At 68.8% G+C, this 11,488-nt stretch carries 12 protein-coding genes and 1 rRNA gene; 3 read left to right on the forward strand and 10 right to left on the reverse strand.

All coding sequences use genetic code 11. The features are described from left to right. Positions 1 to 99: 99 nt before the first annotated feature. Positions 100 to 387, reverse strand: coding sequence for a glutaredoxin family protein (locus IF78_RS0123345; RefSeq protein ID WP_031478170.1), 288 nt, complete (start codon positions 385 to 387; stop codon positions 100 to 102). A gap of 131 nt (positions 388 to 518) precedes the next feature. On the opposite strand from IF78_RS0123345, the gene IF78_RS0123350 reads away from it, so the two are divergent. The 3 genes from IF78_RS0123350 to IF78_RS0123360 all read left to right on the forward strand — a co-directional run bounded on the left by IF78_RS0123350 (position 519) and on the right by IF78_RS0123360 (position 4,208). Beyond that, positions 519 to 1,454 (forward strand): HAD family hydrolase, encoded by a 936-nt coding sequence (locus IF78_RS0123350; protein ID WP_078662550.1) that lies wholly within the window; start codon positions 519 to 521, stop codon positions 1,452 to 1,454. A 472-nt stretch (positions 1,455 to 1,926) separates the two neighbouring features. Next, on the forward strand, positions 1,927 to 2,700 hold the full coding sequence (locus IF78_RS0123355) for an ECF subfamily RNA polymerase sigma factor, BldN family (RefSeq protein WP_031478172.1): 774 nt from the start codon (positions 1,927 to 1,929) through the stop codon (positions 2,698 to 2,700). Positions 2,701 to 2,951: 251 nt separating this feature from the next. Further along, entirely contained in the window at positions 2,952 to 4,208 is a 1,257-nt protein-coding gene (locus IF78_RS0123360) for a DUF5667 domain-containing protein (protein ID WP_031478174.1), read from the forward strand. 122 nt (positions 4,209 to 4,330) lie between these two features. Here IF78_RS0123360 and IF78_RS0123365 read toward each other — a convergent pair whose 3' ends face one another. The 9 genes from IF78_RS0123365 to rrf all read right to left on the reverse strand — a co-directional run. Beyond that, a complete protein-coding gene (locus IF78_RS0123365) occupies positions 4,331 to 5,383 on the reverse strand; it encodes a lysophospholipid acyltransferase family protein (protein ID WP_031478176.1) in 1,053 nt (350 codons plus the stop codon). A 14-nt stretch (positions 5,384 to 5,397) separates the two neighbouring features. Then, the gene (locus tag IF78_RS0123370; protein WP_031478178.1) at positions 5,398 to 6,459 is read right to left on the reverse strand and encodes an NAD-dependent epimerase/dehydratase family protein; all 1,062 of its coding nucleotides are present in this window, start codon (positions 6,457 to 6,459) and stop codon (positions 5,398 to 5,400) included. Between the two features lie 254 nt (positions 6,460 to 6,713). Then, positions 6,714 to 6,812: a 30S ribosomal protein bS22 gene (locus tag IF78_RS46370; protein WP_003948845.1), complete on the reverse strand. Its 99-nt coding sequence runs from the start codon at positions 6,810 to 6,812 to the stop codon at positions 6,714 to 6,716. 157 nt (positions 6,813 to 6,969) lie between these two features. Further along, positions 6,970 to 7,182 carry a helix-turn-helix domain-containing protein gene (locus IF78_RS0123380; RefSeq protein ID WP_004984898.1) on the reverse strand — a complete coding sequence of 71 codons (213 nt, stop codon included), beginning with the start codon at positions 7,180 to 7,182 and terminating at the stop codon, positions 6,970 to 6,972. A 129-nt stretch (positions 7,183 to 7,311) separates the two neighbouring features. Continuing rightward, a complete protein-coding gene (locus IF78_RS0123385) occupies positions 7,312 to 8,127 on the reverse strand; it encodes a phosphatase (RefSeq protein ID WP_031478180.1) in 816 nt (271 codons plus the stop codon). Positions 8,128 to 8,246: 119 nt separating this feature from the next. After that, positions 8,247 to 9,419: an acetoin utilization protein AcuC gene (locus tag IF78_RS0123390; RefSeq protein ID WP_031478181.1), complete on the reverse strand. Its 1,173-nt coding sequence runs from the start codon at positions 9,417 to 9,419 to the stop codon at positions 8,247 to 8,249. After that, positions 9,370 to 10,602: an MFS transporter gene (locus IF78_RS0123395; RefSeq protein ID WP_031478183.1), complete on the reverse strand. Its 1,233-nt coding sequence runs from the start codon at positions 10,600 to 10,602 to the stop codon at positions 9,370 to 9,372. Before IF78_RS0123395 ends, IF78_RS0123390 begins: the two co-directional genes overlap by 50 nt. 100 nt (positions 10,603 to 10,702) lie before the next feature. Then, positions 10,703 to 11,347 (reverse strand): HAD family hydrolase, encoded by a 645-nt coding sequence (locus IF78_RS0123400; protein ID WP_031478184.1) that lies wholly within the window; start codon positions 11,345 to 11,347, stop codon positions 10,703 to 10,705. Between the two features lie 61 nt (positions 11,348 to 11,408). Next, positions 11,409 to 11,488: ribosomal RNA gene (gene rrf, locus IF78_RS0123405) — 5S ribosomal RNA — on the reverse strand; the annotation flags it as partial.

The raw sequence follows: 11,488 nt of genomic DNA on the forward strand, positions 1-11,488 counted from the left end.
CCTCTGCTTTCGGGGGCAAAACCGCACACTCTCCTCAACGATCCTCGCCCCCCAGACCAGGTCGCCGTCGATCCTAAGCCAGTTTCCCGGCCAGTTGGACTAGCTGGTCAGTGCTTTGCGGAGGCGATCTTCGTTCACGCGCCAGAACGTGTGCTGGGCGCCGTCGACCAGGACGACGGGGATCTGTTCCCAGTACTGGTCATGGAGTTGGGAGTCCTGGGTGATGTCCTTCTGTTCCCATGGCACCCCGAGTTCCCCGCAGACCTTCTCGATGACGATCTGTGCGTCATCACACAGATGACAGCCGGGTTTACGGATGAGTGTGACCAGCCGGTCCCGGGGCGACTTGGCCGTACCGCGACGAAAGAGGGGGCTCATGTCGGCCATTCTCGCGCGCCGACCCGCGCGGGCTCGATCGCGGGCTCGCCACGCCGTTTAACTGCGCGGTCGCGGAGAGTTCACGACCTTCAAACCTCGCGACTCCGGTTGCACCGAACAAACTGGCTATGCTCACGGTCATGGCCGCTCTTGGATGGCTCACTCCCCGTAGGCGCTCCGCCACGGCGCGGAGCGTGTTGGCTGGCGAGGCCTCGGCGGAGGCAGCGCGCAAGTCGTCGCAGGAAGCGACAGTGTCCGAAGTCCCGGAGGACTCCTCCGCGGAACCGGAGTTCCCGGTGCTCGGCGACGAGAAGGCCGCCGCCTTCTTCGACCTGGACAACACCGTGATGCAGGGCGCCGCGCTGTTCCACTTCGGGCGGGGCCTGTACAAGCGGAAGTTCTTCGAGACCCGCGACCTCGCCAAGTTCGCCTGGCAGCAGGCGTGGTTCAGGCTGGCGGGCGTCGAGGACCCGGAGCACATGCAGGACGCGCGCGACTCGGCGCTGTCCATCGTCAAGGGCCACCGGGTCTCCGAGCTGATGTCGATCGGCGAGGAGATCTACGACGAGTACATGGCCGAGCGCATCTGGCCCGGCACCCGCGCCCTCGCCCAGGCCCACCTGGACGCCGGCCAGAAGGTGTGGCTGGTGACGGCGGCCCCGGTGGAGATCGCCCAGGTGATCGCCCGCCGCCTGGGGCTCACCGGCGCCCTGGGCACGGTGGCGGAGTCGGTGGACGGCGTCTACACGGGCAAGCTGGTGGGCGAACCGCTGCACGGCCCGGCGAAGGCGGAGGCGGTCCGCGCCCTGGCCGCCGCGGAGGAGCTGGACCTCTCGCGCTGCGCGGCCTACAGCGACTCGCACAACGACATCCCGATGCTCTCCCTCGTCGGCCACCCCTACGCCATCAACCCCGACACCAAGCTCCGCAAGCACGCCCGCAAACTGGACTGGCGCCTGCGCGACTACCGCACCGGCCGGAAGGCGGCGAAGGTCGGCATCCCGGCGGCCGCCGGGGTGGGCGCGGTGGCCGGAGGCACGGCCGCGGCGATCGCGCTGCACCGGCGCCGACGGTAGGACCCCGCACCCCAGCGCCCCCGCACCCCAGAGCCCCGCTCCTCAAACGACACCGATCCCCCAGCGCCGACCGGCCCAGCTCGATCCGGTCGGCGCTGAGCATGTGCACGCCCGAAAGGGTGAGGCACGCCGCCGCGACAGACGGCGAGGCGACCACGCCCGGCCATGCGGCCAATCCGCACTCCATACCCCCGCGAACCCCTGTCCAGTCCCCTTGGCTGCACACGGCCACAACACGCCCCGGACTGAGCCGGAACACGGGCGGATTCGATCAACAAGCGGTCACTCTGCGGCACTTGATCGGGCGTCAATCGGTTACAGAAGAGACGCAATCGGTGATTTGAGCAACTGGGCGTAGCAGTGCCTGTACGAAGCGTTATTCTCCTCAGACGCAAACCGGTACCCCTCCGTCGCTACGACGGGTGAACGGTCCCGCACTGCACGTGATGGAAGCTCTGCCTCTGGGAGTCCCGTGTACCCACACGTCGGGGTTGACGCCTCGGGCCTGGCTACGCTGCGCGCAACGGTCCACGACCTGTTGCGCGGCTTCGTCCCCACCGCGTACGCCGTCCCCGCCCTCGCCGTAACCGCCGTGCCCGTAGGCCCGTGCTACGCGCTCGCCGACGGCACCGCCGCCGTCGGCAGGCGTGGGCGCTCGGCCGGTGCGGCGACCGCTCGGCGGCCGGCCGCGGACAGCGACAGCGCTCGAATGATGGATCTGGTGGAACGCGCACAGGCCGGCGAGGCCGACGCGTTCGGTCGGCTCTACGACCAGTACAGCGACACCGTTTACCGCTACATCTACTACCGCGTCGGAGGGAAGGCCACCGCCGAGGACCTCACGAGCGAGACCTTTCTGCGGGCCCTTCGCCGGATCGGCACCTTCACCTGGCAGGGCCGGGACTTCGGCGCCTGGCTCGTCACCATCGCCCGCAACCTTGTCGCCGACCACTTCAAGTCCAGCCGCTTCCGGCTGGAGGTGACCACCGGGGAGATGCTCGACGCCAACGAAGTCGAGCGGTCCCCCGAGGACTCCGTCCTCGAGTCGCTCTCCAACGCCGCCCTCCTCGACGCCGTACGCCGGCTCAACCCGCAGCAGCAGGAGTGCGTCACCCTCCGCTTCCTCCAGGGCCTCTCCGTCGCGGAGACAGCTCGTGTCATGGGCAAGAACGAGGGCGCCATCAAGACCCTCCAGTACCGAGCCGTGCGCACCCTCGCCCGACTGCTCCCGGACGACGCGCGCTGACCGCGCCACCCGGACCGAATCAGCACTCTCCGCAATCGTCAACTCACCGTCGGTGAAAGTCTGTTGACTTCGCTATCCGTTCATCCGGCGTCCGTAACCCAAGTGCCGAGCCGCTCGTTGTGCGGGATGCAGGCTCCCTGTGGTCACTCCCTGGCCGACTTCGATCACTCGATCGTGTGGTTGTGGTCAGGGCGTGCAACCCTCAGGACCCCCTGGGGAGCCGACCGTCATCACGAGAGGAGGTGCCGCCAGTGATCGCGAACGTATCGGCACACCGGCGGGCGAACGCCTTCGCCCAGGCCCTGGAGGAGCTGACCGACCGGGGCTCGGCGGCCGAGCAGGCCGAGCAGCCCGATGGATCGGCACCGACACCGGCTGCTGCGGAACAGACCGAACAGACCGAGCACGGACGCCTGTTGGCCCTCACCGAGAGTCTCGGCGAGCTCCCCAGGCCCGCGCTCGACCCCGAGGTCAAGGTCGTCCAGAGGGCCCAGCTCGTGGCCGCGATGGAGGCCATGCTGCAGGAGGGCACCGCGGGGGGCGACGCGGGCCCGGCCCTGCCCGAGCAGCGTTCGGATCGGGCACGGGGGGCTCATCGGGCCTCCCCGCTGGGGAAGTTGCGGCCCCGTTCCCGGATCGCCAAGGGCCTCACCGCGGGCGGGCTCAGCGTAGGAGTCGCCGCGGGAGCCTTCGGCGGAGTGGCCGCCGCGAGTTCCGAAGCGCTGCCCGGTGACTCCCTCTACGGCCTCAAACGCGGCATCGAGGACTTCAAGCTCAACGTCCTGGCCGACGGCGACGACGAGCGCGGGCGCGCCTACCTCGACCATGCCTCCACCCGGCTGAGCGAGGCCCGGCGGCTGATGGAGCGCGGCCGCGGCGGACAGCTCGACCACGAGTCGCTCTACGCGATCCGCCGCGCGCTGTCCGGCATGCAGCACGACGCCTCGGAAGGACATCGCCTGCTGCGCGAGGCGTACGAGCGCGATCCGAACTCCCTGGGCCCCATCCAGGCTCTCTCCACCTTCTCCCGCTCCCACCGAGCGGCGTGGGGCAACCTGCGCGAGCGGCTTCCCCTCCAGCTCGGGGACGTCAGTGACCGTGTGTCGTCGGTGTTCGACGCCATAGACGAAGAGGTCGCCCCGCTGGAGTCCCTCCTCCCGCAGACCCCGGCACAGGGCGGCGACGGCAAGCGGCGAGGCGGTTCCGGATCGGCGTCCACCGGTACGTCCGACTCCGACCGGTCGGCCCGCCCCAGCGCCGGCGGCAGCGGCTCCTCGGACGGCAACCGGTCCAGCAGTCCCAGCAAGTCGGCCGAGGGCTCCGGCAGCGAGAGCGAGGGCCTGCTCGGCGGCAGCACCGGCGGCCTGCTCGACCCACCGAAGGACACCAGCGGCACCGGCACCTCACCGTCCACCTCGACCCCGAGCACCGAGCCCGCCGTCACCCTCCCGCCCCTGCTTCCCGGACTCCTGCCGGGCCTGGGCATCGAGGGCGAGGACGCGAACTAACCACTCCAGAAGAGCGATTCGTACGGCGGTGGGGGCGCCCCTCCCGAGAGGGGCGCCCCCACCGCCGTAATCGTCGGACCAGCCGTACAAACGTTTCTTCCGTCAACGTCGCCCAGCAGGGGTCAGAAGAAGACCGACCTCCGCTGCACCAACAGCTTGTACAGCGTGTGCTGGATCTGCTCCCTGACCTGGTCGGTCAGGTTGAACATCAGCATCGGGTCCTCGGCGGCCTCCGGCGGATAGCCGTCCGTGGGGATCGGCTCGCCGAACTGGATCGTCCACTTCGTCGGGAGCGGGATCGCGCCCAGCGGGCCCAGCCACGGGAACGTCGGGGTCAGTGGGAAGTACGGAAAGCCCAGGAGGCGGGCGAGGGTCTTCGCGTTGCCGATCATCGGGTAGATCTCCTCGGCCCCGACGATCGAGCACGGGATGATCGGCGTGCCCTTGCGCAGGGCCGTGGAGACGAAGCCGCCGCGGCCGAAGCGCTGCAGCTTGTAGCGCTCACTGAACGGCTTCCCGATGCCCTTGAAGCCCTCCGGCATGACGCCGACCAACTCGCCCTGCCCGAGCAGCCGCTCCGCGTCCTCGGCGCAGGCCAGGGTGTGGCCGAGCTTGCGGGCGAGTTCGTTGACCACCGGCAGCATGAAGACCAGGTCGGCGGCAAGCAGGCGCAGGTGACGCCCGGCCGGGTGGTGGTCGTGCACGGCGACCTGCATCATCAGGCCGTCCAGCGGCAACGTCCCGGAGTGGTTGGCGACGATCAGCGCGCCGCCCTCGGACGGGATGTTCTCGACGCCCTTCACCTCGACCCGGAAGTAGTTCTCGTACACCGGGCGCAGCAGGGACATCAGAACCTGGTCGGTGAGCTCCTCGTCGTATCCGAAGTCGTCGACCTCGTAGTCCCCGGTGAGGCGGCGGCGCAGGAAGGCCAGGCCGCTCGCGATGCGCCGCTCCAGGCCGGCGTCGTCCTGGGGCTTCAGGGGCGGCTGTTCCTCACGTGTCACAGGAACATCATCCTGCGCGAAGGACCGTCCGGGGAGGGGCTGGACCTCGCGTACCAGCGCGGATTCACCGTTCTTGCGCCGGCTCCCCGCACTGCGGCGCCGCGTCGGCCGTTGCACGGCGCCTCCGCGGGACCGGTCGTCATCGAACGGAATGACCTTGGCGTCCGCCATCGTTGATGCGCTCCTCAGTTGGCGCTCTGCGTCGGGGGGTGGCCGCCGCCCAGCACGGGCAGCGCGGCGATCCGGTCGACGGCCCCTGCAAGGGCCTCCGGCGGCAGCAGACCCGGTCCGCGGCTGCGCGCGAACTCCGCGAACGTCTCCGCCGTCGTGAACTTCGGCTTGAATCCGAGCGTCTCTCGCATCTGGTCCGTCGCCACGACCCGGCCGTGAGTGAGCAACCGGATCTGCTCGGGCGAGAAGTCCGACATGCCCAGCGTACGCACCATGGAGCCCGCCCAGGTGACCGCGGGGAGCAGCAGCGGCACGGTGGGGCGGCCCAGGCGCCGGGAGCACTGCGAGAGCAGCAGGACGCCGTCGCCGGCGATGTTGAAGGTGCCGCTGTTGAGCGTGCCCCGCTCCGGCTCGTGCGAGGCGATGCGCAGCACCTCGATCACGTCGTCCTCGTGCACGAACTGCAGCCGCGGGTCGTACCCGAAGACGGTCGGCAGCACGGGCAGTGCGAAGTACGAGGCGAGAGGGGTGTCGGCGGTCGGCCCGAGGATGTTGGCGAACCGCAGCACACACACGGCGACGTCCGGCCGCCGGCGCGCGAACCCCCGCACATAGCCCTCGACCTCCACCGCGTCCTTGGCGAAGCCGCCGCTGGGCAGGGACTTGGGCGGGGTGGTCTCGGTGAAGACGGCGGGGTCGCGCGGCGCGGACCCGTAGACGTTCGTACTGGACTTGACCACGAGCCGCTTGACGCTGGGGGACTTCTGGCAGGCGCCCAGCAGCTGCATCGTCCCGATGACGTTGGTCTCCTTGACCGTGGTCCGGCTGCCGCTGCCCAGCGCGGTTCCGGTCACGTCCATGTGTACGACGGTGTCGGCGCCGCTCTCGGCCAGCACCCGCGCGATGGTGGGCTGCCGGATGTCGGCCTGGATGAAGTCGGCACCCCCCAGATGGTGCTCGGGCGGCACCGCGTCCACGGCGACCACCCGGTCCACCTCTGGGTCACGCTGGATCCGTCGTACGAACCGGCCCCCCAGTTGACGGGCCACTCCGGTCACGAGCACGACCTTGCCCAAGATCAGCGCCTTCCTTCCAGCACTCGTACCCCTGCCGAGTTCCCCGTGTGCGGCCAACTTAGCGGGTCGATGTTGCGCTGTGATGACCGCCCAATGCGTGAAGTGACGAGAATTTCCTGCGTACGACCGGACGGATCAACCCTTTGTCCAGGCATACGCACAGAGTTCGACCCTTCGCACACCGCCCCCGATACGCGTGTGGCCCCCCACCGGTGGTGGGGGGCCACAAAGACGCCACTTCCGCGGCGCCGCGCTTACTTCTTGTTGCGACGCTGAACGCGCGTGCGCTTGAGCAGCTTGCGGTGCTTCTTCTTGGCCATCCGCTTGCGCCGCTTCTTGATAACAGAGCCCACGACTACCCTCGCTCACTTCTCATCACTCGGTGTTTGGGCGCCATGGGCCCACACGACCTACGAGGGGCTAGCCTACCCGCCCGAGCGCTGAGGTCGTAATCGAGGGGGCGAGGGTGAATCCTGAACAGCCCTGAGGATCCTCCCCCGCCCTCTGCCGTCAGGCGGTTTCCACCCCCACATAACTCTCGCGGAGGTACTCGTGAACCGCTTGCTCGGGGACGCGGAAGGACCGCCCCACCCGGATCGCGGGCAGATGACCGCTGTGCACCAGCCGGTACACGGTCATCTTCGACACTCGCATCACCGAGGCGACTTCCGCCACGGTAAGGAACTGAACCTCGTTCAGAGGCCTCTCGCCAGCTGCAGCCATGACACACCTGAACCTTCCGCACTCGACGGCCACCGGCTTCCCCTTCCGGTGACTCTTCGTCGCTGCGTGCTCACTCCCCAATGTAGGGGCGGGTGATGCGAGTGGGGAAGAGGTGCAGCCATCGGCGACCTACTGTGACAGACACGCTCGATTGAGTACGTAGCGGGTAAGCGGCCGGTAGTAATCAGACCGCACAGCGTCATCAAGTGGAACGACGACGGACACGGACCCCTCTGCCTCCCCCACAAAGAGCGCGGGGTCATTCGTATCGGCGAGACCAATGGCCTCAAACCCCAGCTGACCTGCCCCGCAGACCCAACCGTGATCCCCGATCACCAGCTCCGGCAACGGCCCGCCCACCTCGGCCGCGGCGGCCAGAGCGGTACGAACCGGGAGCGGTGAGTGCGTGTGTGCGCCGGTCTCACGCCCGGTGCTCGGAGCGCCGGGTTCCCGCACCAACGCGACTCCTCGTACGTAGTCAAGGTTGTACGTGCGTAGGCCGAACCGGGTCGTTATGTCGACACAACGACCATGCGCGGGGGTGAGGACGGCACACCCCGCCGCCGACAACGCGTCCGCCAAGGCGGCGTAGAACCCGAGCAGTCGATGCGGATGCCCGGTACCGATCAGCACGGGCGCGCCGCGCTGGGCGGCGGCCCCGATCCGGTCGGCGAAGGCATCCAACCCGCTCAAAGTCCGCCCAGGATCGATCACATCAAGGCCGGATACATGCGTCGGATCGGCCGAAACCCCACACCTGTCCGCCATCAACTCGATCAGATCGCGCAACCGCCAGCTCCACTCGGGATCGAGCCCGATGAGCACCCGAGGGTCCCGAGCAGCGAAAAGCCGATAACTCCTGAGACTGTCCTCCCGGGAAGTGGCCACGGTCCCGGCAAGCCGAGCGGCCAGGAGGTGGGCCCGGAGGGCTCCGGTACTCAACACGTGAGCGATGGTGACGGATCGGGCGGCCCGGGGGCAGCGGAAACGGGGAAACAACGCGCGGTTGGGCTAAGGCACTCCGCCCCATCCCGAGAGAGCCTCCGTCCCCAGCCGCACCCCACCTAGGCCAGCAGCCCCCGCAACGGAAACACAGCCTTACGAGTCGCCAGCACAGCCTGATCCAGCCGATCGGCAGGGTCGTACCCCGACTCCCAGTCCCGCCAGGACACGGGCCACCGCCCATCAGTCATCCGCGCCGGCCCCAACTGCCGAGTCCGCGCGAAGACTTCCTGCCGCCAGCCCTCCGGAATCATCGCCTCGGGCTCGATCGGCCGCCCCGCCGCAATCCCCACCAGATGCGTCCACGACCGCGGCACGACCTCCACCACGGCGTACCCACCGCCACCCAGGGCGACCCACTTCCCCTCGGCGTACTCATGCGCAAGGTCATGACACGCCACCTGCACGGCCCGCTGCGCGTCCAACGACACGGCAAGATGCGCCAGCGGATCCTCGAAGTGCGTATCGGCCCCATGCTGAGTCACCAGCACCTGCGGCCGGAAGTCAGCGATCACCTCCGGCACAACGGCGTGAAACGCCCGCAGCCACCCCGCGTCCCCGGTCCCGGCCGGCAACGCCACATTCACCGCCGACCCCTCCGCGCCCCCGCCACCGGTCTCCTCCGGCCACCCGGTCTGCGGAAACAACGTACGGGGATGCTCGTGCAACGAGACCGTCAGCACCCGCGGGTCCTCCCAGAACGCCGCCTGCACCCCATCCCCGTGATGCACATCGACATCGATGTAGGCGACCCGCTCGGCCCCCAGCTCCAGCAGCCGCGCGATCGCCAGCGAGGCGTCGTTGTAGATACAGAACCCCGAAGCGCCCCCCGGCATCGCATGGTGCAGCCCGCCCGCGAAGTTCACCGCGTGCAGCGCGTCCCCCCGCCACACCGCCTCCGCCGCCCCCACCGACTGCCCCGCGATGAGCGCCGACACCTCATGCATCCCCGCGAACGCGGGATCATCCAGTGTGCCCAGCCCGTACGACTGATCCGCGGCCCCCGGATCCGTCGAGGCCGCCTTCACGGCCGCGATGTAGTCCTCCCGGTGGACCAGCCGCAACGTCGACTCACCGGCCGGCTGGGCCGCGACGACGTCCACGTCCTTGTCCAGCCCGAAGGCGTCCACGAGTTTCCTGGTCAGCGCGAGCCGGACCGGGTCCATCGGATGGTCCCGGCCGAAGTCATAGCCCGTTACTGCCTCGTCCCACATCAGCTGTGCGCGGCCGCTCATGCCCGCCACCGTATCGGTCCGGTTGAGCAGCGAACGACCGGGCGTACACAAGCGTCACCAGCACCAACACCATCGGCACCAGCATGGCCCCGCGATAGCTCCAGGCATCGCCCAGCGCACCCACCAGGGGTGAACCGATCAAAAAGCCCACATAATTGAACACATTGAGCCGAGCAATGGCCGCATCCGAAGCCCCCGGGCCGTACTTCTCGGACGCGTGCCGTCCCGCCGCCGCGAACGTCTGGGGCACCAACACACACAACCCGATCCCCAGCAACGTGAACCCCAGCATCCCGGCCCACGCCCCCGGCGCCCCGGCCACCACCGCGAAGCCGACGGCCGCCACCAGCGCCCCCACCCGCACCACCGCGACGGCCCCGAACTTCCGCACCCCGAAATCCCCGATGGCCCGCCCCAGCAACGTGGTGACCATGTAGACGTTGTACGGCACGGTCGCCAACTGTTCCGAACTCCCCAGCACGTCCTGCAGATACTTCGCACTCCAGTTGGAGACGGTGGAGTCCCCGATATAGGCGAAGGTCATCACCAGGCAGAACGGCAGCAGCACCTTGAAGGCGACCGCCCCACCGTCCCCCGAGTCCCCCGCCTCGGCATCGGTCCCGCCGCCACCATCGACGTACCACCGACTCCCCACCAGCGCGGCCGGCAACAACGCCACGACGACCGGCAGGTACGACACGACCAGCGCCAGATCCCAGTGCGCCCCCACCCACGCCAGCGAGGCCCCAGCGATCCCGCCGAGGCTGTACGCCGCGTGAAAGCTGAGCATGATGCTGCGCCCGTACGACCGCTGCAGGCTCACCCCGAGCATGTTCATCGAGGCGTCGAGCACACCCACGGCCAGCCCGAACGCGGCGAGCGCGACCCCCAGCTCGACCATCCGCTCCCCGGCCCCGACCCCGAGCAGCGCCAGGAGCACGACGGGCTGGGACCACCGCAGCAGCCGGCTCGGCGGTACTCGCCTCACCAGCCGCTCGGTCGCCACACTCCCGACACCGGCCAGGACCGGTACGGCGGCGAGGAACGCGGGCAACAGCGCATCGGAGACCCCGTACCGGTCCTGGATGGCCGGAATCCGAGTCACGAGCAGGGCAAAGGCGACACCCTGCGCGAAGAAACTGAACGACAACGAAGCCCTACCGCGCCGCAGCACATCAGTCATGGCGGCGAGCGTAGGGCCCCGGACTACCCATGGGTAGATCCAGCCAAAGATGAATTCCCCTCAGCTTCCCCACGCCGTCTACGTCGTCAGGCGTCACGCGTCAGACCAACAGTCGGGCCAACTCCTCCATGTCAGAGAACAGTTGATTGGCGCCCGCGAGCCTGCCGGCAGGCGTCATGGCGGTGAATCCACAGACATCCATCCCCGCCGCGACAGCCGCCTGCACCCCCAACGGACTGTCCTCGACGACGACACACCGCTCCGGCGCGACTCCCATCCGCTCGGCCGCGTACAGAAACAGATCAGGCGCCGGCTTCCCCCGCCCCACATCCTGCGAGCTGAAGATCCGCCCGTCCTCGAACCACCGGTCCAGCCCGGCCGCCCGATGCCCCACCCGAATCCGCTCATGGCTACCCGACGAGGCCACGCAGTACGGCACCCCGTCCCCGGCCAGCCGCTCCAGCACGTCCGCGGCCCCCTCCACAGCCTTCAACTCCCGCTCGAACGCCGCGAACACCCGCGCATGAAAGACGTCATCGAAGTCCGCCGGCAGCCGCTGCCCCGTCCGCTCCTCGATCAGGTCGTGGATCCGGTGCATCGCGGACCCCATGTAGTCCCGAATGGAGTCCTCGTACGTCGTCGGATGCCCCAGCTCCGTCAGATACTCGGCCAGCAGCCGGTTGGAAATGGGCTCGCTGTCGACGAGCACACCGTCGTTGTCGAAAATGACGAGGTCATAGCGCATACCGCGAGCCTAAACGCAGAAAACCCCGCACCGAAACGGTGCGGGGTTTTCTTCAAAATTTGTTCGGCGGCGTCCTACTCTCCCACAGGGTCCCCCCTGCAGTACCATCGGCGCTGTAAGGCTTAGCTTCCGGGTTCGGAA

This window comes from Streptomyces bicolor (assembly GCF_000719285.1).
Taxonomy (GTDB): Bacteria; Actinomycetota; Actinomycetes; order Streptomycetales; family Streptomycetaceae; genus Streptomyces; species Streptomyces bicolor.